Source organism: Vibrio sp. 10N.261.55.F4, from assembly GCF_041470465.1.
GTDB classification, from domain to species: domain Bacteria; phylum Pseudomonadota; class Gammaproteobacteria; order Enterobacterales; family Vibrionaceae; genus Vibrio; species Vibrio crassostreae_C.
This window is the reverse complement of record NZ_JBFRMM010000001.1, coordinates 1-26,299: the sequence shown is the minus strand read 5'-3', so window position 1 is coordinate 26,299 and position 26,299 is coordinate 1. Positions and strand designations below refer to the sequence as shown.

26 protein-coding genes, 3 pseudogenes and 1 riboswitch are annotated in these 26,299 nt (G+C 44.1%); of the genes and pseudogenes, 13 read left to right on the top strand and 16 right to left on the bottom strand.

Going from position 1 to position 26,299, the window contains the following annotated elements:
• Positions 1-45: 45 nt before the first annotated feature.
• The 4 genes from AB4249_RS00145 to AB4249_RS00130 form a co-directional block, all read right to left on the bottom strand.
• The gene (locus AB4249_RS00145; RefSeq protein WP_017071377.1) at positions 46-834 is read right to left on the bottom strand and encodes an HAD-IIB family hydrolase; all 789 of its coding nucleotides are present in this window, start codon (positions 832-834) and stop codon (positions 46-48) included.
• A gap of 78 nt (positions 835-912) precedes the next feature.
• Positions 913-1,068: a DUF3012 domain-containing protein gene (locus AB4249_RS00140; protein ID WP_017061679.1), complete on the bottom strand. Its 156-nt coding sequence runs from the start codon at positions 1,066-1,068 to the stop codon at positions 913-915.
• 240 nt (positions 1,069-1,308) lie between these two features.
• Positions 1,309-1,665 carry a ribosome hibernation-promoting factor, HPF/YfiA family gene (hpf, locus tag AB4249_RS00135; protein WP_017061680.1) on the bottom strand — a complete coding sequence of 119 codons (357 nt, stop codon included), beginning with the start codon at positions 1,663-1,665 and terminating at the stop codon, positions 1,309-1,311.
• A gap of 337 nt (positions 1,666-2,002) precedes the next feature.
• Complete coding sequence (locus AB4249_RS00130; protein ID WP_017066890.1) at positions 2,003-2,257, bottom strand: hypothetical protein; 255 nt, start codon at positions 2,255-2,257, stop codon at positions 2,003-2,005.
• Positions 2,258-2,317: 60 nt separating this feature from the next.
• Here AB4249_RS00130 and AB4249_RS00125 point away from each other — a divergent pair.
• Positions 2,318-2,545 (top strand): annotated as a pseudogene (locus tag AB4249_RS00125) (hypothetical protein); the annotation flags it as partial.
• A gap of 411 nt (positions 2,546-2,956) precedes the next feature.
• Positions 2,957-4,386, top strand: a pseudogene (locus AB4249_RS00120) (YfcC family protein).
• Between the two features lie 121 nt (positions 4,387-4,507).
• On the opposite strand, the gene glgC reads toward AB4249_RS00120, so the two are convergent.
• Complete coding sequence (glgC, locus tag AB4249_RS00115; protein ID WP_017069804.1) at positions 4,508-5,728, bottom strand: glucose-1-phosphate adenylyltransferase; 1,221 nt, start codon at positions 5,726-5,728, stop codon at positions 4,508-4,510.
• A 400-nt stretch (positions 5,729-6,128) separates the two neighbouring features.
• Here glgC and ompW point away from each other — a divergent pair, with 400 nt between their 5' ends.
• Complete coding sequence (gene ompW / locus AB4249_RS00110; protein WP_017064924.1) at positions 6,129-6,776, top strand: outer membrane protein OmpW; 648 nt, start codon at positions 6,129-6,131, stop codon at positions 6,774-6,776.
• Between the two features lie 200 nt (positions 6,777-6,976).
• Positions 6,977-8,788: a choice-of-anchor I family protein gene (locus tag AB4249_RS00105; RefSeq protein ID WP_372102118.1), complete on the top strand. Its 1,812-nt coding sequence runs from the start codon at positions 6,977-6,979 to the stop codon at positions 8,786-8,788.
• Between the two features lie 119 nt (positions 8,789-8,907).
• Here the strand turns inward: AB4249_RS00105 and AB4249_RS00100 are convergent, their stop codons facing one another.
• Positions 8,908-9,627, bottom strand: a complete 720-nt coding sequence (locus AB4249_RS00100; RefSeq protein WP_004733012.1) for an SDR family oxidoreductase — start codon at positions 9,625-9,627, stop codon at positions 8,908-8,910.
• Positions 9,628-9,837: 210 nt separating this feature from the next.
• On the opposite strand from AB4249_RS00100, the gene AB4249_RS00095 reads away from it, so the two are divergent.
• Positions 9,838-10,743, top strand: coding sequence for a LysR substrate-binding domain-containing protein (locus AB4249_RS00095; RefSeq protein ID WP_372102117.1), 906 nt, complete (start codon positions 9,838-9,840; stop codon positions 10,741-10,743).
• Between the two features lie 63 nt (positions 10,744-10,806).
• Here AB4249_RS00095 and AB4249_RS00090 read toward each other — a convergent pair.
• A pseudogene (locus AB4249_RS00090) lies at positions 10,807-11,145 on the bottom strand (winged helix-turn-helix transcriptional regulator).
• 105 nt (positions 11,146-11,250) lie between these two features.
• On the opposite strand from AB4249_RS00090, the gene AB4249_RS00085 reads away from it, so the two are divergent.
• A complete protein-coding gene (locus tag AB4249_RS00085; protein ID WP_372102116.1) occupies positions 11,251-12,018 on the top strand; it encodes an SDR family NAD(P)-dependent oxidoreductase in 768 nt (255 codons plus the stop codon).
• Positions 12,019-12,161: 143 nt separating this feature from the next.
• A complete protein-coding gene (locus AB4249_RS00080; protein ID WP_372102115.1) occupies positions 12,162-12,815 on the top strand; it encodes a cupin domain-containing protein in 654 nt (217 codons plus the stop codon).
• Between the two features lie 98 nt (positions 12,816-12,913).
• Here the strand turns inward: AB4249_RS00080 and AB4249_RS00075 are convergent, their stop codons facing one another.
• Positions 12,914-13,552: an NAD(P)-dependent oxidoreductase gene (locus AB4249_RS00075; protein ID WP_136974127.1), complete on the bottom strand. Its 639-nt coding sequence runs from the start codon at positions 13,550-13,552 to the stop codon at positions 12,914-12,916.
• 162 nt (positions 13,553-13,714) lie between these two features.
• Here AB4249_RS00075 and AB4249_RS00070 point away from each other — a divergent pair, with 162 nt between their 5' ends.
• Positions 13,715-14,635, top strand: a complete 921-nt coding sequence (locus AB4249_RS00070; protein WP_372102114.1) for a LysR substrate-binding domain-containing protein — start codon at positions 13,715-13,717, stop codon at positions 14,633-14,635.
• A gap of 106 nt (positions 14,636-14,741) precedes the next feature.
• Here AB4249_RS00070 and AB4249_RS00065 read toward each other — a convergent pair whose 3' ends face one another.
• Both AB4249_RS00065 and ribB read right to left on the bottom strand, forming a co-directional pair.
• On the bottom strand, positions 14,742-15,590 hold the full coding sequence (locus AB4249_RS00065) for a hypothetical protein (protein WP_017065871.1): 849 nt from the start codon (positions 15,588-15,590) through the stop codon (positions 14,742-14,744).
• A gap of 384 nt (positions 15,591-15,974) precedes the next feature.
• Positions 15,975-16,631 carry a 3,4-dihydroxy-2-butanone-4-phosphate synthase gene (gene ribB / locus AB4249_RS00060; RefSeq protein ID WP_017054827.1) on the bottom strand — a complete coding sequence of 219 codons (657 nt, stop codon included), beginning with the start codon at positions 16,629-16,631 and terminating at the stop codon, positions 15,975-15,977.
• A 188-nt stretch (positions 16,632-16,819) separates the two neighbouring features.
• Positions 16,820-16,970, bottom strand: a riboswitch (FMN riboswitch).
• 386 nt (positions 16,971-17,356) lie between these two features.
• Here ribB and AB4249_RS00055 point away from each other — a divergent pair.
• Positions 17,357-18,103 (top strand): phosphatase PAP2 family protein, encoded by a 747-nt coding sequence (locus AB4249_RS00055; protein ID WP_372102113.1) that lies wholly within the window; start codon positions 17,357-17,359, stop codon positions 18,101-18,103.
• 53 nt (positions 18,104-18,156) lie between these two features.
• Here the strand turns inward: AB4249_RS00055 and AB4249_RS00050 are convergent, their stop codons facing one another.
• From AB4249_RS00050 to AB4249_RS00040, 3 genes are all read right to left on the bottom strand, one after another.
• Positions 18,157-18,519, bottom strand: coding sequence for an MmcQ/YjbR family DNA-binding protein (locus AB4249_RS00050; protein WP_017061695.1), 363 nt, complete (start codon positions 18,517-18,519; stop codon positions 18,157-18,159).
• A gap of 78 nt (positions 18,520-18,597) precedes the next feature.
• A complete protein-coding gene (locus AB4249_RS00045; RefSeq protein ID WP_372102112.1) occupies positions 18,598-19,323 on the bottom strand; it encodes a sulfite exporter TauE/SafE family protein in 726 nt (241 codons plus the stop codon).
• Positions 19,324-19,547: 224 nt separating this feature from the next.
• A complete protein-coding gene (locus AB4249_RS00040; RefSeq protein ID WP_372102111.1) occupies positions 19,548-20,759 on the bottom strand; it encodes an MFS transporter in 1,212 nt (403 codons plus the stop codon).
• A 29-nt stretch (positions 20,760-20,788) separates the two neighbouring features.
• Here AB4249_RS00040 and AB4249_RS00035 point away from each other — a divergent pair, with 29 nt between their 5' ends.
• Positions 20,789-20,938, top strand: coding sequence for a hypothetical protein (locus AB4249_RS00035; protein WP_017061698.1), 150 nt, complete (start codon positions 20,789-20,791; stop codon positions 20,936-20,938).
• A 460-nt stretch (positions 20,939-21,398) separates the two neighbouring features.
• Entirely contained in the window at positions 21,399-22,013 is a 615-nt protein-coding gene (locus AB4249_RS00030; protein WP_017065874.1) for a YitT family protein, read from the top strand.
• A gap of 120 nt (positions 22,014-22,133) precedes the next feature.
• Here AB4249_RS00030 and sigZ read toward each other — a convergent pair whose 3' ends face one another.
• Positions 22,134-22,718, bottom strand: coding sequence for an RNA polymerase sigma factor SigZ (gene sigZ, locus AB4249_RS00025; protein ID WP_017061700.1), 585 nt, complete (start codon positions 22,716-22,718; stop codon positions 22,134-22,136).
• Complete coding sequence (locus AB4249_RS00020) at positions 22,702-22,998, bottom strand: helix-turn-helix transcriptional regulator (RefSeq protein ID WP_004733042.1); 297 nt, start codon at positions 22,996-22,998, stop codon at positions 22,702-22,704. Before AB4249_RS00020 ends, sigZ begins: the two co-directional genes overlap by 17 nt.
• Before the next feature lie 233 nt (positions 22,999-23,231).
• On the opposite strand from AB4249_RS00020, the gene AB4249_RS00015 reads away from it, so the two are divergent.
• Positions 23,232-24,332 (top strand): permease, encoded by a 1,101-nt coding sequence (locus AB4249_RS00015; RefSeq protein WP_171732845.1) that lies wholly within the window; start codon positions 23,232-23,234, stop codon positions 24,330-24,332.
• Positions 24,333-24,434: 102 nt separating this feature from the next.
• Here AB4249_RS00015 and trmY read toward each other — a convergent pair whose 3' ends face one another.
• Complete coding sequence (gene trmY, locus AB4249_RS00010; protein ID WP_017061702.1) at positions 24,435-25,034, bottom strand: tRNA (pseudouridine(54)-N(1))-methyltransferase TrmY; 600 nt, start codon at positions 25,032-25,034, stop codon at positions 24,435-24,437.
• 256 nt (positions 25,035-25,290) lie between these two features.
• Between trmY and AB4249_RS00005 the strand changes: the two genes are divergently transcribed.
• On the top strand, positions 25,291-25,815 hold the full coding sequence (locus AB4249_RS00005; protein WP_065584102.1) for a DUF3087 family protein: 525 nt from the start codon (positions 25,291-25,293) through the stop codon (positions 25,813-25,815).
• Positions 25,816-26,299 lie beyond the last annotated feature (484 nt).

The window sequence follows — 26,299 nt, the reverse complement described above, 5'->3', positions numbered from 1 at the left end:
GAGTGAAAACTTGTGCGATTTTTGCTTCAAAGTCTGAGCGATTATCTAAATTACTTCACTTTTAAGCCTCAGCAGCGCATCCACAAATTCTGCAAACCCATAGCCACCCGGCTGCGACATCACCTTGTTTGGATGATGCTCTAGCTTATCCCAATAATGTTGAATGTTTGCCACGCCAACGGTAAGTGGAAGTGATTCGAACATCTGCTGATCATTCATTGAATCGCCGACATAGCAGGCTTGATTGTGGATTTGCTCAAGCGATAAGCCTTTATTAGCCAGGAAACGGTGCACGGCGTTTTTCTTTGAGTGTTCGCCGTACCAAGCGTTGATATGAATCGAACTTGCCGTCGCGTGTGCGCCTAAAGCGTGTATTCTTTCGAGTACCGCTTGAACAGTTTCAGGGTCAACAGGCTTACGGTTTTGGCCGATATCAATCGCGACCTCACACAAGCGGTAAGATTGATCCAAAGTTAGCGATAGGTCGGGGTAACTCAACAAGATCGCTTCAACTTCTTGTTTTAGCTTAGCTTGGTTCTTACGCACTTGTTCTAGCGGTGTTTCAGATGAGAGTTGTAATGCATCATCTTGCTTCTCTAGTAAGAAGGCACCGTTTTCTCCAAGCACGGCATCGACAGGCCAGAGCTGCGCAATATGGTCACACCAACCAGCACAGGCTCCCGTTACAGCGACCACTTTGATTCCATTGTCTCTCAGCTTTTGTAACACAATCAGGGTTTCTGGAGGGAGTGAACCTTGCCAAGTGAGCGTGTCATCGACGTCGGTTAATACCCATTCGATGTGCTTCCAGTTGTTGTCTAGTTGGTGTTCCATTAAAACTCACTTATTCCATGGATTGTTTTACACAGAGCGTATTAATTCAGCCCAATGTAGAATTAGAAGCTAACGTGATTAGAAAATACAGTGTTTAGCAAAATCGCCCGCTTCATTAGCCGTCCAGTCACCTTTAGGCTTTTCTTTCATATCCGCACACCAAGCTTCACTGCCAACCTCGGTACAAGCCATTAATTGAGTAGCAAGGAAAAGTATCAACGCGATTTTCTTCATAATAAACATTCCGTTGTGGTCTAAATTTCTGCTTATAACTGTATCAAATACCACAAGTGATTGTTATAGCTGCTAAGAACTTAAGGGCGTTAATAATGATGTGGGGTTGAGCTGAATTCGAGAGACGGTAAAGAAGGGAAGGTTTGCTTGGCTTTAAGATCGAAAAAGCCAGCAACATGTGCTGGCTTTGAAATTCTTAATAAGTGTCTATTCGTTATTTCGCTTTAACTACTTATCGATTTATACCAATTTCATCTCTTGGATGATGTCCGAAGCAATCTCTGGCTTCGTGCTTGTTGGTTTCTCGTGTAGGTCGGCTTTCAATTGTCCCTTACGGTTACTTAGGCCAGCTTCAAGTTTCTTGAGTGCTGCAGCGATAGCTGGGTACATAACATCGTCTGTCGATTTTGCTGTTACTCGTACACCTTCGTAGTTGGTGAATACTTCAACCTGATGTTGACCGTGTTCTTTAGTAATGATGATGTCGCAACTGATCAGTGATGGGAAATGGTTAGATATCTTCTCGAATTTACCTTCGATGTCTTTGCGTGACTCGTCGTTAATTGATACATGATGTGTTTGAACATTTATTTTCATAAATCATACCTTTCCAATGACTGTGTCATTTAAACGTAGCAAACATCGCATAGATTAACCAACTGAGAATTAGCACATGTGTGATTGACTTCAGTGTTATCAAATATTCTCTTGTTACTCCCTTGAAAGTCCGATGAACTGATCGCATATTATGTTTCGTGTTTTAAAGACATGTTCAAAAAAACTCCATCCTTGATAATTTGCGCTAACCTACAGCGAATTCCCAGTGAATCTCTCTTTATCGGTTTTATAATTCCGAACTTGTCACTCCATTGATTTTCTTTCCAGCTCACTCACTTTTTCTTCTTTGATTAAAAACTCAGCTTAAGTTACTAATTTATAGACACTCAACTGCCCACTCCATATTGAAGTGAAACTCTCCTGCTGTGAGTTGAGACTCGGGTATGGTAATGCGTGCTCGAATATCGACTTCTTTATTGGATGCCAGTTGATCGACAGGAAATTCGACGCCCTGACGCCAATAATTAATGTCACCTTCATAGCGAACCGGCGTTTCGACTTTGAATCGCACAAGTTCTGAAATGCGAGACTCATCAATTGAGCCTAGATCAATATGTTGCAGTTTGAGCAACAATCGAGAATCTTTGCGATTGGACTCAAGCTTAAGCGTTATCGCTCGGCCATCGTATTCTCGGCCACTGAATTTAAGCCGTTTAAGCGTATTAAAACCATCAAAGCCATTAAGATTGATGCAGAAATGCTGGAGCTGTTAGGCTGTGAAGATGGCAACACGGCGATGATCAAAGTGAGCTGGGATGAGAAGGGAATGAAGGTCTATAAGGATGGCTACTTAGCGGATTATGAGTACGGGATTGCCCCTCATGAGATGCAAGAAAACTACGAATTAGCACCTAAGTAACTCGATTCGATTGCAGAAAAGCGCCTTACTTATTAGTGGGCGCTTTTCTTTTGCTCACCAAAGCATGACGAAACTCACACTTTTCTGACAATTAATGACTCGTTGTGCTAGTATGCGCCGCTTGTCTTTGTAATTGATAAAAAACGCATTACCAAAACAGACTTTTTCTGTTTATCTGCTTGTAATGACCTCATTCAGTTTGGCCTGACTTGGCCGAACATCTGCATTTTGCTCGGACGCAAAGAGAGTAGTTCTCACTACTTCACTATGTACATTTGAGAGCACCATCTATCAAAGGCCTTTTAGAAACAGCCTAGTTAGCGTGAACTATGTTCTGCGTGAAGGGTTTCGTTTTTCCAAAATCCCCCTTGCGCCAAGTATTGCTTGGTTGCTGACAAGTAAGGAGTCTATATGATGTCTACGGTATCTACATCCGTACCTACATCTCCAGCTGGTAATACAGCTTCGACAGAGAAAGAAGTAAACCATCCATTTCTTTCTTTGGTCATCATGGTAATCGTGCAGCAATCGCAACCTATTTTATCCCTGCAGGCGAGTTTGAACGAGTGGTTATGAATGGCCGCACTGTGATCGACCCAGACAGCTATACACTCTTAGCGAGCAACCCAACAACATTAGCCTCTTTTTTCGAATCATTTTTTAAAGGCTTCAAATCCGCTTCTGGCGTGATGGGTGTTGTGGTGTTTGTTGGTGGTGCTTTCGGTATCATCAAACACATGGGGCTGCTAGACGCTTCGGTCGTCGCGCTTACCACTAAGCTTAAAAAGCAAGGCTTGTATGTCATCGCGCCAGTGATCATGACGGCGATCTTCTTTAACGTGACCTTCACCGGTATGCGTGAACTAGACGTTATTTTTATCTCGTTGATGATTCCGATCTGTATCAAGCTTGGATACGATGCGATCACAGCGTTAGGTGTTGTGCTACTGGCAAGTTGTGCGGGTTTTGCTGCGGCGTTGGCGAATCCATTCTTCACGGGGATTGCACACACTATCGCTGAACTGCCTATGTATTCAGGCATGTGGTATCGCTTTATTGTTGGCATGTTCATGTTGCTAACAGGTGCTTGGTATGTACTTAACTACGCGCGCAAAGTTAAGCAAGACCCGACCAAAGGTTTGTTGCACGGTACGGGTTACCACTACGAATCTAACGTTGAAGCGAAAACACTCACCACACGTGAAAAGCTTGCGGGCATCGCGTTCTTGGGCGTGTTCGCATACATGATCTTCGGCACGTTGACGATGGGTTTCGGCTTCACCGAGATTGCGGGTGCATTCGTGGCGATGGCGATTATTCCGGGTTTGGTGGCGGGCTTATCTCCGAACAAGATTTGTGAGTACTGGACCAAAGGTGTTAGCGATGTATTGGTTGCGGTACTGATCATCTTCTTTGCTCGTTCAGTGCTAACCATTATGGAAGACGCGAAGATTGTTGATTCTATTATCTTCTATCTTGCACAAATCATTTCTGGTAGCTCTAAACTTGTGGCAGCAGCAGGGATCTACTTCTCGCAGGCTGCGATCAACCTGTTCATTCCGTCGGGCAGTGGCCAAGCGGTGATTACCATGCCAATCATTATTCCATTGGCAGATATTGGTGAAGTGACTCGCCAAGTGGCTGCACTGGCTTCTCAATTGGGTGATGGCATTTCTAACTATATTTACCCAACCAATGGTGGCTTGTTAGCGGTATTGGCTATTGCAAAAGTGCCTTACACCAAGTGGGTTCGTTTCTTCTTACCACTGTTCTTGTTCTGGTCGGTAGGCGCTTTGATTTCAGTTGTGATTGCTCAAATGATTGAGTTAGGGCCTTTCTAAGGTTTCTGTTTAATCGAATACATGGACAGTTAAGGCTTAACTGAAGCTGTGTGAGTAAATAAGAAGGCAGCGAATTCGCTGCCTTTTTTCGTTTAAAGAAAAGCTATTCCAACGTTAAAGGTTACTCTTCAAATTGGTAAGAAGAGGGCACCACAATCACGCCTTGTTTTGATATGTGGAAGCGTTTCGCATCGGCAAGGCCATCAAGACCGATCTGGGTTCCGTCAGGCACCTTAACGTTCTTGTCGATGATGCAGTTTTGTATGTGGCAATTTTTTCCAATCTCAACATCTTCAAACAGAATACTATCAATCACAATCGCGGCATTGCTGACTTTCACTTTCGGGAAGAAGATTGAGTTTTGCGCCGAGCCGCCTTCAATTACAACGCCATTCGCTATCATCGAGTTGATGAATATTCCTTGATTACCTTCAACTGAAGCAATGGTTCGTGCGGGTGGCAGCTGCGGTTCGTAAGTACGAATCGCCCAATCAGGTTGATATAAATCGATAGGCGAAGCTGGCTTTAACAGGTCCATGTTGGATTGGTAATAAGAGTCGATAGTACCAACATCTCTCCAGTACGCATCTTGGGTCACTCGGCCTTCTTCATCCCCAAACTTGTATGCGTAAACACTGTTGTTGCCCACCAATTTCGGAATGATGTCTTTACCAAAATCGTGGCTTGAGTCTGGATCTTCTGCGTCTGCCAATAATGCCTGTGTCAGTACTTCTTTATCAAAGATGTAAATTCCCATTGAAGCCATGCTTCGAGTCGGCCTACCAGGTACACATGCAGGGTAACGTGGCTTCTCGGTAAAGTTATTGATCTCTAGAGACTCGTCTATCTCCATCACACCAAACTCTTTAGCTTCGTCAATCGAAACCTCCATGCACGCCACGGTTAGGTCGGCCTCGTTCTTTTTGTGCTGCTTGAGCATTGGCGCGTAATCCATGCGATAGATATGGTCACCGGATAACACCACCACATGCTTGGCTTCACTGCGAGAAAGCAGATACAAGTTTTGATAAATTGCATCGGCAGTACCGCTGTACCAGCTATCACCGGTTCGCATTTGTGGGGGAACATTGGTGATGTATTCGCCGAGCTCGGGGTTAAGCACCGACCAACCATCTCTCAAATGTTTTTGCAAAGAGTGAGACTTGTACTGAGTCAGCACTAAAATTTGGCGTAGCCCAGAGTGTAAGCAGTTCGCGAGAGTGAAATCGATGATTCGATATTTGCCACCAAAGGGTACCGCAGGTTTTGCACGGTTATCAGTGAGAGGGGAAAGCCGAGAGCCAACACCGCCGGCCAGAACGATTGTTAGAGTGTCTTGCATGATCAGAACCTCAATGTATTTATGATTATGAACATAGACTTGCAAGCACTAAGCCAAATGTAACTCATTGAATATTATACGCGGCAAGATTGATTCTTGTAGAGCTGCACCAAAATGATGCGTGCGAGATATTGGCTTGCTCTATTTTGATCCAAAGAGAGCTGAGCAAAGTGAAGGGATTGGATTAACAAAATGACGCACGGAAAAGTTGCATTACAAAACTGTCAATAAAATGAAGAGATAAAGTGATCGGGTCGATATAAATTTACATAAATAATCACAACTTTTCACAAATTGATTTCCATCAATAAAGTAGGGTTATTCTATGATACCTTGCACGCAAAATAAGAAATGATTACTCATTCACCAACAAAGATTAAGCCCCCAAAAGGAAATTATAATGAAAAAAACAGTATGTGGTATTGCGGTTATTGCGGCTCTTATGTCAACCAACGTTCTTGCTCATAAAGAAGGTGATTTCATCATCCGTGCAGGTGCAGCAATGGTATCTCCTAACGATAGCAGTGGAGATGTTCTGGAGACATCGGGGTCAAAATTTGGTGTGGATTCAAACACCCAACTTGGTTTGACATTTGGCTATATGTTTACAGATAACATCAGTCTTGAAATTCTTGCAGCAACGCCATTCTCTCATACAATCTCTACAAATCATGGTGGTCTAGGCGATATCGCTGACACAAAACACCTACCACCTACGCTGATGGTGCAGTACTACTTCGGTGAAGCAAACAGCAAATTCCGTCCTTACGTAGGCGCGGGTATCAACTACACCGTATTTTTCGATGAAGAACTTAATGGTACGGGCAAAGATGCTGGTTTGAGCGACTTGTCTCTTGATGACTCTTGGGGTCTTGCTGCAAACATCGGTATGGACTACATGATCAATGAAGATTGGTTCTTGAACGCATCGGTTTGGTACGCAGATATCGACACTACAGCTAAATACAAAGCGGGTGGTGTTCAGTACTCAACAGACGTTGATATCGACCCATGGGTATTCATGATCGGTGGTGGTTACAACTTCTAACCTACGATTCAGTTTACTAAGGCGCTCAAGCACCAGCCAGCTTGTGCGCCTTTTTTTGTGTGCTTGTTAATGAAATGCTCATTCTAACCCTCTGTTGTTATGGGTAAAAGAAACCGATTGTCGTCACCTATTGTTAACAAAAGGGAAAGATAACTGTCATAAGCGGCCTCTATGATCGCGATTCAAATTATGGAGGATATATGAATCGTAAATTTAATAAGCTGACTTTATTACTACCTATCGCAGTGAGTTCCGCTCTGGCTGGATGTTCTCAGTCAACATCATCTACGGCGAATACGCTATCTCAAACCTCACTTGATGCTTTGAGCCTCCAGTGCCAATCCAGCCAACAGCCAATCGCAAGCGATGCTGAGGTCACCGTGCTTACTCTGGTTGGCAGTTCCATTGCTGACGCTCCGTTTGATACTTCTGCAGCCGAAATCGTCAGCTACGATTCATGTACCGATAAATTGTATGTCGTAAATGCTCAAGCAAAGAAAGTTGACGTGCTATCGATGAATACTGATAGCTCGCCAAGCTCTGAAGGCTCTATTGATCTTCAATCAGCGGCTGCAGCTTCTGGTATTGATATTGGTGCAGCGAACAGTGTGTCGACTCATCAAGGGTTAGTTGCTGTCGCGATTGAAAATGCCGACAAACAACAAAACGGCATCGTTGCACTTTATCGCTCAGACACATTAGAGCTGATCACCACTTATACGGCTGGCGCTCTGCCAGACATGGTGAGCTTCTCTAAAGATGGTCGTTATATTGCGTCAGCAAATGAAGGTGAGCCGAATTCGGATTACAGCATTGATCCTGAAGGTTCAGTAACGCTGGTGGATTTAGCGAATGGGCCGATGCAAGCGAAGGTCACTCAGATTAATTTCAAGGCATTTAACCAAGGTCAGCCTCGTCACCAGGAATTAACCGATAAGGTTCGAATTTCAGCTCCCGATGCGACCGTCGCTCAAGACCTAGAGCCTGAATACCTAACGTTTGCTGACAACGGCAAACTCTACGTTGCCCTGCAAGAGAACAACGCACTAGCAGCGATTGATGTCGCAACGGCAGAGGTGGATGCGATTCTTGGTTTAGGCGGCAAACCTTGGGATAGCGCGCAATTGGATGCGTCGAATAAAGACAAAAATATCGGCAACCTACAAAACTACGCGATGTTAGAAGGACTTTACATGCCAGACAGCATCACTAGCTACAGTGTCGATGGCAACACCTATATTGTGACTGCGAATGAAGGTGATGGTCGTGAGTATGGCATCAAAACCACGCAAGAAATGTGTGACGATAAAGGCTTTGAGTGGGATGGCGATGACTATAAAGGCACCGAAAACTACACCACAGAGAAAGACTTTTGTATCGCTTATGTTGATGAAGTACGTGGCAAGAAGCTAGATGTTGACGCTAACCACCCATTGGCTGGAGCGTTGAAAGATAACAAGCAACTGGCTCGACTAAAGGTGATTAAGCCACAAGGAACACTTGCTGCTGACCAAAAGGTTCAAGCATTCGGTAGCCGCTCTTTCTCTATTTGGGATGAGTCTGGCGAGTTAGTGTTTGATAGCGGTGATGATTTCGCTCGAATCGTTCTTGAACAAGATCCTGCAAACTTCAACAGCACCAATGATAACAACCAAAGTGGTGACGATCGCAGCGATGATAAAGGGGTAGAACCTGAAGCTATCGAAGTGGCTGAGATCAACGGTAAGCACTATGCCTTTATCGGCCTTGAGCGCCAAGGTGGCATCATGGTTTACGACGTAACACAGCCTAAGAACGCAAGTTTCATCAGCTACTTGAACAACCGAGACTTCACACAATCAGTGTGCACTAAGGTTGATGAAGACGGTGATTGCGACAACGATACTTACAACTCGAAAGCGGGTGACCTAGGTCCAGAGTCAATTAAGTATTTCACTCGTTCTGGTAACCACTTTATTGCGGTTGGCAATGAAGTGAGTGGTAGCACGTCAGTTTACCGCGTTGAGTTCTAATCTCGCTTATTGCTAACAATTAAATTGAATCAAAACAAAAGCGCCACGACTTGTTAAGTCGTGGCGTTTTTTTAGTTCATAGCTTATTTCATCGCTGATTTAGTCGCGATAGCAAAGGCCTATGGCTGTTGCTTAGTTGGTGCTAGAGCAATCTCACGGATACATACGTTCTGTGGTTGTTGGTAAGCGAATGATACAGCGCGAGCAATGTCGTCAGCTGCCAATACGCCGCCCATGTCTTCTTTCCAAGAATCGTAACCGTCTTTGATCTCTTGAGATGTTGTGTGAGACAGAAGTTCAGTCTCTACAGCACCCGGTGCGATAGTGGTAACACGAACATTTGAAGCCGCCACTTCTTCACGAACGTTCTCAGAAATAGCGTGTACCGCGAATTTAGTACCACAGTAAGCTGCGTGGCTTGGGAATGTTTTCTTACCCGCGATAGAGCTGATGTTGATGATAGTACCCGTGTTGCGTTCCATCATCGGAGCAAGTACAGATTGCATGCCGTTTAGAAGACCAATTACGTTCACGTCGAACATTGTCTTCCACTCTTGTGCGTCTTGAGTATCAATTTGACCAAGAAGCATTGCACCAGCATTGTTGATAAGTGCATCTACAGGGCCAAACTTCTCTTCACCTTGTGCGATTGCTGCATCAAAAGACGCTTTGTCTGTTACGTCTACTTTTACTGACAGTGAGTTTGGTAGGTTCAGTGCTTCAAGGCGATCAACACGACGAGCTAAAAGTAGCAGAGGGTGACCTTCATCGCTTAGACGACGAGCGATTGCTTCACCAATACCAGAGCTTGCACCTGTAATTACGATTAGTTTTTTCATTTTATTTCCTCTGTACTTTTATTGCGTCGGTTGGCTACGACGTATTGTTTAAGTGCATTCGAATCAAGTGCTTGTTGCCTTGCTTCGTTGCGATGGAGGTATATTAAGGAAAATAGAATTGTTGATATATAGCACTTTACTTGAAACACTGTTGCTGTGGTGCAACAATAAAAGCGTCTATCTCATAACTTCATAAGTAAGCTGGCGACTATGCTCAATCAAATTAATCTGTCTGATATTCGCTCCTTCGTGCTGATCGCTCGTTTAGGTAATTTCACCAAAGCGGCTGAGGAGCTTGATGTGTCGCGCTCCCACGTATCACGCCAAGTAAGTAGCCTAGAAAAGCAAATGGGAGTGACTCTGTTTATCCGCACTACTCGAACCTTAAGGCTGACTCACGCTGGGCAAGATCTGTACGCGAGATGTGAACAAGCCTTAGATAATATAGACCAAGCTCTGATTGCTGCTGTGGATGATGTCGAAGAAGTACGTGGCGACATAAAAGTAAACTGTGTTGGCGGTTATTTGGGTGAAGTGATCATCGCGGATTTGGTCAATGAGTTTATGCAGCTCTACCCAGACATCAGCATCAGCCTTGATTTCAGTAGTAACCGAGTCGATTTGATTGAAGACGCCTTTGATATCGCTTTTCGTATGGGGAGCTTAGAAGACGCGGGCTTTATCGCAAGAAAGCTATTGGATATTGAAATGGGAACACTCGCGAGCCCTGAGTATTTCACTCGCAAAGGGAAGCCAAGCCATCCTAAAGATCTGATCCGCCATGATTGCTTAACGGGATCGGTGCGTAAGTGGAGCTTTCAAGCACTGGACGATACTAAGAAAACAGTCGATGTGCATGTGACGGGCAGACTGCAATGTAAAAATGGGCGAGTGTTGGTGCAGGGCGCTAAGTCGGGAAATGGGATTATTCGTGTTCCAACCATCTATTGCTTACAAGAGCTCAATGATGGGCAACTGGAGCAGGTGTTTGAAGAATGGGTGGTGCCTAAGGTCGACTTTTCAGCGATCTACCATCGAGACCGCTATCAACCAAGTCGAATTCGAACCTTCATTGATTTTGTAAAAGGTCGCTTTGAGCAAATGCCAGTGAGCTAAGTGCTGCTTGTTGCCTTCCTTTTTCTGTCTGCTGTTTTTGGCAATAGTTGGACTGGCTCAAACTTACATCTCGTCGATTTCGTTTTGTAGGTTTTCCAGCTGGTCTAGAATCAACAAGAACTTTTCGCCGAACGGCGTCACTTGGTATTCAACTCTTGGTGGTAGTTCGTTGAACATTTGCTTGTCTAAAATTCCAAATTCTACATTTCGCTTCAAACATTCATTCAATACCTTGGTCTATAGCCCTTCTACTGAGCGCACCATTTCACCGGGGCGATTAATGCCATTTGCCAATAATTGGTAAACCGTTAGCGACCATTTACAGCCATAGATGGTTTCTACCATGCGAGCTGAGCGCTCTGGTGCTGATTTTCTTGAAAAAAAGTTTTCCTGATTTTTCATAAAGATGTACCAATAAGTACCTACCTAACCGATTTGTACTTACTATTCATAGTGTTAGTTCAAAGCCTAAGATTACCACGTTCACATGACTTAGGAGATAACAAAATGAACTTCACTAAAAATGGTATTGCAGTCGTAATCGGTGGCACAAGTGGTATGGGCTTTGAAACAGCGAAGCAGTTAGTCGCTCAAAATATCCATGTGCTGGTTGTCGGCAATAACCCAACTAAGTTAGATAAAGCAGTATCAGAACTTCAATCACTAGGCCACGCTACTGGCTGGCAAGCTAATCTTTATGATGATGCAAGTGTGTCGAATCTTATTGCGCATCTAGAGTCACTTGAAGAGGGTATTGGTTACCTTGTTAATGCGGCTGGCTACTTTAACCCTAAAGCGTTTATCGAGCATCAGGAGTCGGATTACGAGCAATACATGCAGCTTAATAAAGCGACTTTCTTTATCACTCAAGCTGTCAGTAAGTTGATGATCAAAAACGGTGGCGGAAACGTGGTAAATGTAGGCTCTATGTGGGCGAAACAAGCTATTAAAGCGACGCCATCTTCTGCGTATTCAATGGCAAAGGCAGGACTACACGCTTTAACACAGCATATGTCGATGGAGCTTGCAGACCACAACATTCGCGTGAATGCGGTGTCTCCAGCCGTCGTTAAAACGCCGATCTACGAATCATTCATTAAGCCAGAAGAAGTGGACCAAGCGCTAGAAGGCTTCAACGCATTCCACCCTATTGGTCGAGTGGGTCAGCCGAAAGACATCGCAAACAGTATCTCTTTCCTACTGTCTGACAGTGCCGATTGGGTAACGGGTGCAATCTGGGATGTTGATGGTGGTGTGATCGCAGGCCGCAATTAATCGAGCCGAGTTTTTAATATGGGGGATGCTTTGTTAGCAATTAGCAACTAACAGCGAAGTCTCCCCCTCGCTCGTTATTCGCGTAGAATAGACATTAGCAAGACAATAATAATTAAAACAATATTTAGAGTAAGGTCGTTATTATGCTCAACATGGACTTTTCAAAGAGATTGGTTATCGAAACCGATAAACTAGATTGGGTTGCAAGCCCTGCCAAAGGAGTGTGGCGTAAGCCCCTAGAAAGAGAAGAGAAAGAATCGGGCCACACGACCAGCGTGGTGAAATACGACCCTCAATCTTCATTCTCTGAACACCCACATCCGAAAGGAGAAGAGATCTTCGTATTAGATGGTGTGTTCTCAGATAAAACTGGCGATTTCCCCGCTGGCACTTATATCCGTAATCCGCCAGGCAGCGCGCATTCCCCATCGAGTAAAGAGGGCTGCACGATCTTAGTTAAGCTTAATCAGTTTGATGCGAGAGACTTAACGCAAGTTCGAGTCAATACGCTCGAAACGGAATGGCTACCTGGTATTGGCGGATTACAAGTCATGCCATTACATGAGTTTGAGCACGAGCATGTCGCTTTAGTTAAGTGGCCTATTGGCGAACGTTTTCAGCCGCACCGTCACTTTGGTGGAGAAGAGATCTTTGTGTTGTCGGGCACCTTTAAAGATGAACATGGCGTGTACCCGAAACATACTTGGATGCGTAGCCCTCACATGAGCGAGCATTTCCCTTATGTGGAAGAAGAGACGATCATCCTAGTGAAAACAGGTCATTTGCCACTGATATGATGATTATCTCGACAAGTAAAATAGAAAGCCGCTTACTAAAAGTCAGCGGCTTTCTGCTTTCTAGTGCCTATTGAGCTTACCTAATACACATTTGAGCATTAGTAAGCAACACCAATACGTTGGCGCGGGAACTTGCCAGCTTCGAGCTCATCAATCATCGCAATAGCGTAATCGCTGACTGAAATTTTGCTGTTACCATCTTCGTCGGTGAGCAGTTGATCGCCACCAGTGCGGTAGGTCGATAGTTTCTCGCCCGGGAATATTTCTGCGGCAGGGCTAACGAACGTCCAGTTAACTTCGCTATTAGATTGCTTGAACACTTCAAGAGCTTCGCCCTGTGCTAGCGCTTCGTTTTTGTAATCCGCAGGGAAGTCAGGAACAGTCACTAGCGGTACGTTTGGCGCTACTTCTAATGAGCCAGCTCCGCCAACCCAAAGTAGGCGATCGATACCGATGCTCGGTAATGTTGCCAGCAATTTAGTCGCAGTGTTCTTTACGATGTCGTGATTACCCAGAGCACGTCCGCCAATCGAAGTAATGACTGCATCAACGCCGGATAGTGCGTTTGCTAGACTTGCGGCTTCATCTTGTAAATCAAATGAACGAACTTCAATGCCTTTGGTTTCCACGCGGCTTGCATCTCTTACAACAGCAACGACCTCGTGACCACGAGATTGAGCTTCTTGAGCGATGTGACTACCAATCCAACCTGATGCACCTAATACTGCAATTTTCATAATGTCTCTCCAATTATCTAATTTATTGAGTCGTTTTCTCGACAGCCATTGCAGTCTAATAGCTCACTAGGTTGCGATAAATATCGTAAAATGATGTAGATTGTATCTATATAGTGATCTAATAAGATTCGATTAGCTGCGAAATAGTTCAAGGAGAGTGTGATGGATAGGTTGACGGCAATGCGTAGCTTTGTCGAAGTTGCGAATTGTGCCAGCTTCACCCAAGCAGCTGAGCATTTGGACATGAGTAGGTTGCAGGTTTCACGTCATGTTCAAGAGATAGAAGGGTGGCTGAAGCAGAGGCTATTACATAGGACGACTCGAAAGGTGAGCTTGACGGCGGCAGGGGAAATCGCTCTGCAGCGCTGTGAGAAAATCCTCCATGAGACCGCTGAGTTAGAAATTACGTCACTCAATCAAACCGATGATCTTTCTGGAACCATTCGAATTGCAGCCCCCATCGGGTTAACTCAGCATATGTTGTTGGATGTGGTCGAGCAGTTTACCGAGCGCCACCCTAATATCACGGTCGAACTGTTTGCCTCAGACCGCTTTACTCAGCTAGTGGATGAGAGGATCGATATTGCACTTCGTTATACCGATCAACCTGATGATAGTTTGATTGCACGAAAGCTAATGGTCATTGATTCAGTGGTGTGTGCCTCGCAAGCCTACTTGGACAAACATGGTGAACCTGAAACTGTCGAAGCGCTTCGACAGCATAATTGCTTTGGGCATTTGAATGTTTCTAAGTGGGATTTTGTTAAGGACAATCAACACTATTCGGTTGAGGTGTCTGGCACTATCAAGGCTAATGATGTTGGAGTGCTAACTCGCGCCGCACAGCACGGGAAAGGGGTAGTTCGTTTACCTTGTGACTTAGCCAACCCACTGATTGCGAATGGCAAATTGATACGAATATTGGATGAGTTTGTTTCGCCAAGCAGCGTGCTTTGGGCGGTGTATCTGTCTCGCAGCTATCAGCTTCCGGTTGTTCGTCAGTTTATTGATTTTGCGGCACAAGCTTGGGCTAGCGATATCAGGTCTGATGATGTTAGAAACTTCATAGGCAATGATACATAGCGACAAAAATTAAAAGCCCATAAATACAAAAATCCGATATCAATGGTGATATCGGATTTGAACTCAATAATTCAGAGTTCCAGCACGCTCTCCTCTCACGAAGTCTTTACATGTAATGATGTACGGATAATCGGGTATTTATTACCTTTTCGTTTACGTCTGGTAAAGGCTGATACAAGCTTCTCGTAATGTCGGATAATACTTGGTCGTAAACTTGCGATACCACAGTAGATATATCACTGGTTAATTCGTACATGCTATCTGCTGGTTGGGTCGCTTCAGTGCTTGATGCGATCTCGGTGAGTGCATGCATCGCACGCGTGCAAATGGGTGACCCACTGCTGATCGGGCAGATAATCGATAATTGGTTAAGTTTGCGGTGTGTTTGAGATGCGTAGAATTTGAATCTCGCGTACTCCTCAGGCTTCTCCATATCAGGTATGCACATGCGTAACTTGGTCAGGATCTCCATGCAGTCTAAGATCTGTTGCCAATTCATGTGATACTCACGGCTCATGTCTTCTCGCTCAGACTGAATAAGCCAGATGATCATCACTTCATCCATTAAGAACATGCTGTGACGTATCGTTTTGCCATGAATCGATTGGTTACGCACCAAGCTACGGTTTTGCCAGTCGCTGTGCATGGCGATGAGCTTGAGGTGATAGATGCGATACATAGGGCGGCTATCAAACGACACATGGGACTGAAGCAGTTCAGATACTTCAAGTATGTTGTCGTAAATCTCGTTCACTTTGCGAATCGAGTCGCTAGACAACTTATAAGCTAGAGCATAGTGCGTTGCCGCGCGATGTTTGCGTGATAACAACAATAATTCTCTAAGCAGAACTAAGGTTTCAAACCTGTGTGATAGCGCTGTTTGTCTCTTCCTTGAGAAATGAAACAGGGCCGCAAGTACTAATAGGGATAAACCCACTGAAATAACTACAAACATATTCAACTCCTAATATTTGTATACCTACTTAGTGGTAGTGCAGACACCGTGCCAAAATAAATAAGTGTTATATTTCAGTTGCTTATGATTTCCCTGTAATTATGGATGATCAATGATGGTGCATGACTTCACCATTCTAGTGAATGTTTCTCATATTTTGCAGGATTTTTTGAGAGGTTACGCTTTTCTAACGATAGGTTGGGGAGATTTCGGTAAGTAGAGACACTTTGGCGATCCATTTCAGGCTCGTTTCAAGCTACGGAAATTAAAAAGGCCTCACCCTATATGCTTTAACTCTAAAAGCAGTAAGAGTGAGGCCTTTCAATGTTCACTTCGCAGTGTAGTTGACTTAACGACTAAGTGTTTAGCATTGAGGGCTAAACGTTATGCAAGCTTAAGGTCGAACTCAGTGCGGTACATCACCATGTCTTCAATGGTCAGTACTGGCATGTTGTGTAGTTTGCCGAAAGCAACGATCTCTGGCGCTTTTGCCATCGTACCATCCGGATTGGTTACTTCACAAAGTACACCGGCAGATTGAAGACCAGCCATTTGCATAAGATCTACTGTACCTTCTGTGTGGCCGCGACGAGCAAGTACACCACCTTTACGAGCACGCAATGGGAATACGTGGCCAGGGCGAGCAAGGTCAGTAGGCTTAGCTGTTGGATTTGCAGCTGTCTTGATCGTTGTTACACGGTCAGCGGCAGAAACACCTGTTGTTACACCAACTTTCGCTTCGATAGTGACGGTAAACGCAGTTTGGTTTGCGCTGTTGTTATCAACAACCATAGGTGGAAGTTCAAGTTGGTTCGCTTGCTCGTCAGTTAGACACAGACACACAATGCCGCTGCATTCGCGGATCATAAGCGCCATTTGAGCATTCGTCAGGTGTTCTACTGAGTAGATGATGTCGCCTTCGTTCTCACGATCTTCATCGTCAAGTAGAAGTACGCCACGACCTTCGCGTAGAGCTTGCAGTGCGTTTTCAACGCGAGTGATTGGTTCGCCAAATTCGGCAAGTAGTGAAGACTGATTCATGGTTAAACTCCTAAAATATCACCAGAATCAGGGCTGTATGAGGGATCTCAACCGAGCACAACAAAGCCAACTCATTACAAGTCAACTTTAGCTCATTATGGTTTTATCCAAAACGAAATGCACCCGTCTAAGTTGGAGGCACGAACCCAACTCACGCGGGTACGCCTTTCCAACTTAAACGAGTGTGTTTTCATTCTCTCTCATCCGGACTATAACCGTCGGCTCTGGCATCTCACCAGATCTGCTGACCTCGACGAATCGAGCGCTCGCGGGCTTATCTTTAGATTTTGCTAAGGACATACCGCCGGTGGGGAATTTCGCCCCGCCCTGAGAATAAAAATTAATAATCTGTTTTGCTTTTGAAAGCAGACCAGATGGTAATCCTTTCAATAGTGGATTTAAAGGACTGACAGCAAAGTTTTTAAGATTTTGGCCTTATAATCCGGTAAGTGTTCACTTTATCAGCACAACGCGTCCGGTAGTCTATTGGTGGGATGATGCCTTTGTCTCGTCTGGTTTCAGTGGTTTTTGCTATCTCTATGAACATAAATAGATGTTGAACATTATTGGTGCTGGCGTGGCTGTTCACCGAATCAATACTCAAGAGGTCCATTAATCGAATATTGTTACACCATGATGGCTGACTGACCGTTTTGACATAAAATTGATATTGACGATGCTAAGCTGCGATAGCATCCGACCACTTTATCTAAAAGATCTTAGCCATGACTTCTCTGTTCTCTAACAAATCCAAAGGCTTATTACTGCTCGTTCTAAGTTTGTATTCCCTCATACCCTTTTTGATCTTTGGATCTGACTTCGACCTTGGAAGTGCTGTTTTGCCTTTCTATGGCGCCTTCATAACGCTTGTGACTTACTCTGCGGGCAATCAAGGATTCTTGGTAACGCTAGCGATTTTGTCTTTAGTATTGTTCACGATGAAGTTTTCCAAAGCTAAGTTAGTCAGTCTTTGTCTGCAGCTCGGTTTGTTGTTGGTGCTTAGCTTTGCGGCGAAAACCTTCTTAAAGCATTCCACTGAGAGCCCTCGCCCTTATTCTGAGTATTTGGTGACGCAAGAAGTGGTTGATATGCCGGAAGTGTTTTACGAATTACCATTGGTTGAAAAGAATGCTGCGATTGAGTCTGTACAAGATAAGGTGAGCGAGTGGCGAACGCGTCACTGGTTGGGTGAAACCGACTACTCTTTCCCATCTGGACATATGATTTTCGTCGGTGTGTGTTTGGCGTTCTTTGGTGGTTTGTTCTTAGAGGCGAAACGCTTTTATCTAGTCGGCGGTTTACTGGTTTGGGCTGGTGGTGTCGCCTATAGCCGTGTTTGGCTTGGCATGCATCGACCTGAAGACTTGGCCGGATCTATTGCCTTTGCGGGTTTGATCTATTTATTGGTGCCGCTTATCTCAGAGCAAAAAATAGAACGCTATTTACCTGCATTTTTGAAACAGACTTCTTAGGGATCCGTCCTCACTGCAAAAGAAGGGCTCAGACTAGCAGTACGTAATAAACGTTATTGATTGAGCCCTAGCTCTGCTTGCTTCTTTTTGGTTAGACCTAAGGACACAATTCGGTGTGACTCAATGAGATAGTATCTCAGCTCCTCATCCCTTTGTGGCGTGCTTTCAAACAGCTGAATCCATTTCATACCGCGTGAAGCAAAGTAGGGTGCGGGTTTATAGCCCGGCTCTTCTTTGAGAAAGTCGAAATTCTGATCGGACGCCTTGAAGATAAACGCAGGCTCATCTTTCGGTCCCCAACCACCAATCGCAAACACCTTGCCACCCACTTTCCAAACGTGCGAGTTATTCCACTGCATCACATAACTGGTTGCAGGCAGTGACTCGCAGAATGCGTTGAATTCGTCGTAAGTCATAGAGCGTCCTTTTATCTACTGGGTGTTTGTGTTGGTTTTCTAAGATGTCTTTCTTCTTCTTGTCTTTATCGCCAATAACTAGCCAGCTAAACCCTGCCAGATTGCCGTAAAGCCACTGAGAGAACATAGCACTAATGAACCAATGCGTATCTTCTCTTTAGGGATGCTTTGTGTCGTCATTAACGCCACTTTGTAACCCAACCAAGCAGCAGGCAGCAAAGGTATAGTGATGATCAAGTGGTGTAGCGTGAAGAAGCCAATTGGGATCTGTACAACCAACGAAATGATCGAACTAAACACGAAAAACGCAGAAAGGTTACCACGAAGCTGATTGGCATCTTGGTGTTGGAGTAGCAGTGCCATCGGTGGACCACCAATACCAGAACTGGTGCCAAAGAACCCAGAGAAGAACCCCGCAATACCCATCTTAGTTGGGGTTGGTTCGAGTCTAAAGGGCAGTAGGCTAACAATCACGGCAAATACTACCAATAAGCCCAACCATAGTGATAACACGCTCGTTGAAACCATCACCAACAAAGCACCACCTGCCAGTGACCCAGGAATACGGCCCAGCAATGCGATTTTTAATCCGCCAATAGAGATATTTGCTCTATGTTTAAAAGCGTTGAATAACGAGATAAACAGACCGATCAAACAGATAGGCGCAGGCACATAATCTGGAGAGACCAAAAACAGCAGTGGGGCTGCAACAATGGCCAAACCAAAGCCGATTGCGGTTTGCACAAACGAGCCGACAAAAATGAGTGTCATTGCGATAAGGACAGTCTGATCTATGTATTCCATAAGCCTGCGGATTAGTTTTAAAGGAGCGGGTGGATACTATAAATGAAAACTAAAATAATAGTCTTATTATTCAGTGAGCTTTATGCCAGTTTCGCTAGTTATAATTTCTACTATAACGACCAACAAAAAAGCGAGTGAGTATCTCAGGATGCTTCCTTTCAATACTCACTCGCTTTATTGGAACGACTTGTTGTTTACGCTAGTGGGGGAGTCAGCATAAAACGTTAAGCCATTGCCAATTTCACTCGCTCAATCGGCTTGTCATTGATTGGTAAATGGATAAGTGCTGCTGCAAATGCCAGTACCACCGTTGACCACCAGATTGGCTCGTAAGAACCGTAGTAATCGTATATACGACCACCCACCCAAGCGCCTAAGAAGCTACCCACTTGGTGAGTAAAGAAGACCAAACCGTACAACGTTGATAGGTAACGGGCACCGAAGATCTGACGTACTAAGCCAGACGTTAGCGGAACCGTACCCAACCAACAGAATCCAATTGCCGCACCGAAGATAGCCGCGGTTGATTCAGTCACAGGCAGAGTAACAAACGCACCGATAACCACAGTACGCACTAAGTACAGTGCAGACATAACGTGGCGTTTGCTGAACTTGTCGCCCATTACACCCCAGAAGTAAGACCCGAAGATGTTGAAGATGCCAACGTAAGCCAGTGCCATTGCAGCGCTGCTCGCGGGTAGGTCTTTATCTGCTAAATAGCTCGGTAAGTGCGTTGCGATAAACATTACGTGGAAACCGCACACGAAGAAGCCCGCGTGAATCAACCAGTAACCTTTGTGAGCAAACGCTTCAGACAACGCTTCTTTGAGTGTTTGGTTCTTTTCAGCTTGCGCTTGTTTGTTTGAGGCTGCTTTAGGCGCTCGCATGAACAGCGCAAAAGAGATCATCAAACAACACAGTACGCCAAACACTTGCATCGCACTCTGCCAGTCAAATTCATTCAGCATGTATTGTGCGCCCGGAATTACCGCGAACATACCAAATGAACCTGCAGCCGTGGTTAAGCCAAACGCCTTAGCTGCGTGCTCTGCTGGTACAACTTTCGCTACTGCGCCAAGCACGATCACGTAACTTGTCGCACTCAAGCCAAGACCAACCAGTGCGCCTAACGAAACGTAAAGCATGCTCGATTCGGTAGAAATTGAGGTAAGAAGTAAACCCAAACCGTAAGCACATGCGCCAGCAATAATGATGCGTCTTGCTCCCCATTTGTCAGCGGCCATACCAACAAAAGGTTGGAACACACCGAACAATAAGTTTTGTAGAGCAATTGAGAAGCTGAAAAACTCTCGACCCGTGCCGAAATACTCTGAAATTGGCATCATGAAAATGCCGAATGATTGTCTGATCCCTAGACTGATAATAAGTGTGCCTATCCCTAGCCATACCAGTAAAGGAAAACGGAAAATGCTCATTCTAATACTCTTAAATTAATGGTGGTGATGTGAGTGGTCTTGCGCTGACATGTGTTGGTCAGTCATCTCATGGTGATGTTCGTGCCCAGAATGATCATGCCCTGACTGCTGGTGGCAACCACTGCTTACGGCATGCTGAGCCAAGAGATCAATCAATGGCTGACTGTGATGCACAATAACCAAACTAATGACGAGGAATAACGTCATTCTGGCAAGTTGGGCAAAAAGAGATTGTGAAAACATACGGTGTTGACATGCGCTCAATGTTGTAAGAAGTCGCGCATCATAGTGATGAGTCGGGTATGTATCAAATGACCATTTGTGATGTAGTCTATGCGTTTTATGCATAGATTGTCGCTTGATTGGAATTGGTATAAAACGCGCTCAATAAATAAGAAAACTTGAAGCTCGTTAGTTAATAGAAACAAGTATCTAATTAAGAATGAAAGTCTAAATTAAGGCTTATAACTAGCTGTTTAATTTAAAGTTTCACAAAGCTGTAAAAACTAATATACAAACTAATCACTAAGCAACATTGCTCGTTCACTCGACTTATCTGTCAAACATCGTAAATTTGGGCATAAATCGTTTCAAGACTACTGAAACGCGATGTTAAAAGATTCAGGGAGAGTCATTCACATGGATAAAGATCATAATCTTCGCGAAAACTTACTGGCACTGATCTTAGGTAGCGCATTGGTTTCACTCGGCGTTATCTTTTTCAACCAAGTCGGTTTGCTCACCGGGGGCACGGCTGGTCTAGCGATCTTCATTACCAAAGTAACAGATTTGAGCTTTGGCCAAGTATTCTTCGCACTTAACTTACCTTTCTATATTTTGTCGGTTGCTCGTATGGGCTGGCGCTTCACAATCAATACGTTTATCGCGGTTTCGATTGTTTCGTTCGCCGTGGATCACTTGTATCACGTGATTCAAATTGCCGAAATTCATGCATTGTATGCAGCTTTACTTGGTGGTGGCTTGATTGGTACCGGCATGCTGGTGATTTTCCGTCACAAGATGAGCTTAGGTGGCTTCAACATTCTGGCGTTGTTCTTACAAGAACGTTTTGGAATTCGAGCAGGTAAGGTTCAGATGGCATTAGACTGCACGATTGTTGTGCTTTCTCTGTTCATTGTTGATGTGTCATTGGTTCTTCTGTCTGTGCTTGGTGCGATAGTCACCAACTTGATTCTAGCAATGAATCATAAACCGGGGCGCTATCAACCTGTGGTAAAAGCGGAAGCAGCATAGTTCGGTTCGCTCAAGCTCTAGATTTGCTTAAGTAAAGAGTGATTTGCAGATTATGAAAACAACAAAGCCAGCATTAATTGCTGGCTTTGTTCTATTGAAATAACGGATTCGATGTAACGATTAACACTTGCCGCAGCTGGCGTTCGGCTTAAGCTCGCAATCAATCACATTGCCTTGTTGATCAAGGGACAAGTTACAACACTCTTCAAACAGGTTCTTAAGATCAGCACGGCTTTTTTGCACGCGGGATTTAACCGTTGAATAGCTGACGTTCTGCGCTTCTGCGATCTCTTTTTGGCTTTGGCCTTTGATGTCGACCGCAAGCAGTAGCGATGAACTTTGTTCTGGCAATGCCTGAATAAAAGGTTCAATACACAATGAAAGTTTCTGCTTAAATTCAGAGTCGTGGTCTAAATCGGTAAACCACAGATCTTCAGCATCAATTTGGCTATCACGTTGTTGGCGTGCATGCTTACGGTAGAAGTCGATAATGGTGTTGTTGGCTAACTGGAACAGCCAAGCCTTAACACTGCTAGCATCTTGTACCTTATCTAAGTTCTGATAGGTCTTAATCAAGATATCTTGGAGCAAGTCGTCTACATCCGCAGAGTTGTTGACCTTTGAATGCAGGAATGACTTTAATGCTTGCTGATACTCGGCCCAGACTTGTTCGAGCTTCAAAGGTGCATTAGTTGCACTGTTCATTTACGCAACATTCGTCTTGTAAGAAATCAATCACACCTTCTAGGCACTCATACTCCGCCACGCAGAATAGAGTTCTTCCTTCTCGTCTTTGGCTGATTAGGCCCGCAGACGCCAAGCTTGATATGTGGTGAGACAAGGTAGAACCGGGAATGCCTAGCTCTTCTTGTAGGCCGCCAACTGCAATGCCTTGGTAGCCAGCTTTAACGACACTCTTATAAATGGTTAGGCGAATAGGGTGCCCCAACTCTTTAAGTGCTTTCGCAACGACTTCTAAGTTCATATTAACTCCTCAAGATTTAATTTCGATGTTAGTCGAAATGTATGTCGAATTCAAATTTAAAAACGGTGTCTGTGTAAGTTATTGAAAAACTGTGTTTTCGAAAATCATTTCGATTTTTATCGAAATAATGCTTGTTCTGGAGCTGTTTATTTCTATAATTCGAGAATATTCGAAATTAAGGGTTGGTTACTTTTCTCATAGAGCCCGACCTTCAATCCAGTTTGGAGTTAATTATGAGCAATGAAATGTTAACAATGCTGAAAGACGCACTTGATATGTTCGCTTTCTTAGCAGTAGAGCTAATTATCCTTTTCTTAGCGATCAGCTACATTGTTGGGATTCTTCAAGAGTTCCTTACACCAGAAAAGATTCAATCTATCCTGAGCTCACGTAATGGTAAGGGTTATGTAGTAGCAGCACTACTGGGTGCGATTACACCTTTCTGTTCATGTTCGACCATTCCTTTCTTAAAAGGATTGCTGCGTGCAAGAGCGGGTTTCGGTCCAATGATGGTGTTCCTATTTGGTAGCCCACTATTGAACCCAGTGATCATTGGTTTGTTTGTGATTACCTTCGGTTGGCAAGTTGCTGTGTTCTACTTCCTTGTAGCAATGACGGTGTCTGTAGTGGCTGGTTACGCACTTGAGAAGCTTGGCTTTGAGCGTTACGTAAAACCTGAAGCGTATGAATCAACAGGTTCAGCTTCAAGCTGTGGCACTAGCTGTGGTGATTCTGATCCTAAGAAAGCAGCACCGGTTAAAGCGGAATCTTCATGTGGTACAAGTGCATGTGGCGAACCTGCACCAGTAATGGCAAAAGAGACATCTTGCTGCGATTCTAAAAAAGAAGAGCCACAAGTAACGGTTTCATGCTGTTCAGCGGATGGAAGCGCAACAGCTGAAATCGTAGAGAAGAAAGAACCTAGTCGTTGGATGAGAATTTGGTTCTCAACTTGGAAAGACTTCAAACAAGTTTTCCCTTACCTAATGATGGGTATCGCGATTGGTTCATTCATCTACGGCTTCATTCCTACAGACCTAATTGCACAGTACGCTGGTGAAGGTATGTGGTATGCGATTCCAGTAGCTGCCGTGATTGGTATTCCACTGTACATTCGTGCTGAAGCGGTAATCCCATTAAGTGCAGCTCTAGTACAGAAAGGTATGGCGTTGGGTTCAGTAATGGCATTGATCATTGGTAGTGCAGGTGCAAGTTTGACGGAAGTTATCCTGCTTAAATCAATCTTCAATAACCAAATGATTGCAGCATTCCTATTCGTTATCCTAAGCATGGCGATGGGTGCAGGCTTCCTATACAGCTTCATCTTTGGTTAATCAGGTCTGATTTCGAGATAACACCATTGATACAAAGAGATAGATAATAAAAAAGAGCTCACATAGTTGAGCTCTTTTTTGTTTAGCTTATCAGTCCGGAGGCTAGAAACCGCGAATATCCAGCTCATTATTGATCAATACAACGCACTGAGAAGCAAACAGCATGTTCGGGCCTAAGCTGATTTTTTCTGTCCCTAAGCGCTTTAAGCTGTTGTAGCTTTTCTTCGGCATAGGGATGTGATCAGTAAGAAGGAAACATGGGTTTTCAGCAATCTCTGCATCACGGATAAAGTCACCTTTCTTATCCATCATGTATAGCTGGTGGTCTTCAGCCAGTTCTTTGACTAGTTTTTCAAAGCTCATAGTGCGAACGACGATTCCCGGTTCAACCTGACGAGTCTGCTCTTTGGTCATACCTTGAGAAGCATCAACCGCTCTTACTACCGCTGATAACAATGCCGATTCATGAAAGCCACCAATGTTGGTGATCTCATTTGAATCGAAAGTGATCGTACGTGAAAAGTCTTTAGTACTTTCTAATACAAGGTGTACGGTGACATTCTCACGGTGAGATTGAGCAACGAAGATCGTGTTCATCAGAGTATGAGCCAGAATCTCAGTATGAGCATCTTGCCCAACACCTTCTAAGATAAGTTTGCTCTCTGTAGGGGCTGCGCGAGCGCGTAATACAAATGAACGCATGGAATGTACCTTGTCAGTATGTGATAAAGCGAAACGGGCTTTATCAACATGAATTGATGAATAACCAAAATTGTGGCGGTATGTAACTCTTTTCTATTAATGAAGTCAAATAGAGTTGCGTATAGCGCCAAGCAGAAGAACTCTCCGTATTAAATAGAGAATGACCACATTACAAGATGGTAAGGGTTGAAGCGACCCAATGTTTACGTAGATAGTATGCGCAAATTATTAGGTGACTTACATAAGGAAGTAGTCGATGAAGTTACAGAAGATCAATAAAGAAGAATATAGAAAGAAGATGAACCTGCTGTTGGTTTCGTTGGTTGGGTCACTCGCAGTGTTCGCCATTGTATTCGGAACCATACTGATCGAGCTATTCGGTTCAGGGCAATCAATCGCAGGCGAATCGACAGGTAATTTCCACTTGAACGTATTAGGTGTGATCTTATCAGTCGCATTGAATGCATTTATCGCGAGCCGTGTGAAAGGGCATGATTACTTCAAAGAAGCGCTTTATGTATGGAACCTTAAACAAATCCATAATCAAATCTATCGTAAGCTCAAGCGTATTCAACCCAAAGCTGAGCAAGGCGACCGAGACGCGCTGACCATCCTTTATTTCTATTACACCACGCAAAAACAGGTATACGACCTAGACAACAACACATTGACGATAAAAACAGTTCAGCAATCGCTAGATAACATCCTAGAAGTGAGTGAGAAATGGAGCATTGAGCTAGATATAGAGGCTTTTTCGAAAGATCTAATCGCAAAGTTTTAAGTAATACACCCATTATTGTATGAGCTTTGACCTGTGAAAGACGCTTTTGACGTAAAAGTAGACACTTAAGCAACTTTTTTGAATTTTTATCAAAAAAGGGGTTGCCATGTTTACGATGATCTCTATAATGCCGCCTCACTGACACGGCAGACGCCACAAGGCTTCAGCGGTAATCAGTAAGACGGAAAGTTCGAAACAAATTAATTTTAAAAAGTGTTTGACACTTAAGATTAAATCGCTAGAATTCACGTCCGCTTTCAAGGGTTTCTTTGTAAAAAGAAAGTTTTGAGAAGCAAAGCTCTTTAACAATTTAAACCTATCAATCTGTGTGGGCACTCGTTGATGAATATCAAAAATTGAAACTTCGGTTTCAACTTGATTTCAATGAACTGAGTGACCAATCGATAATTTATTATCGGCACAGTCAATTCATTATCATTCTGTTGGAATGGTAATAGCTTTAAAATTACATGTTCATTTTCGA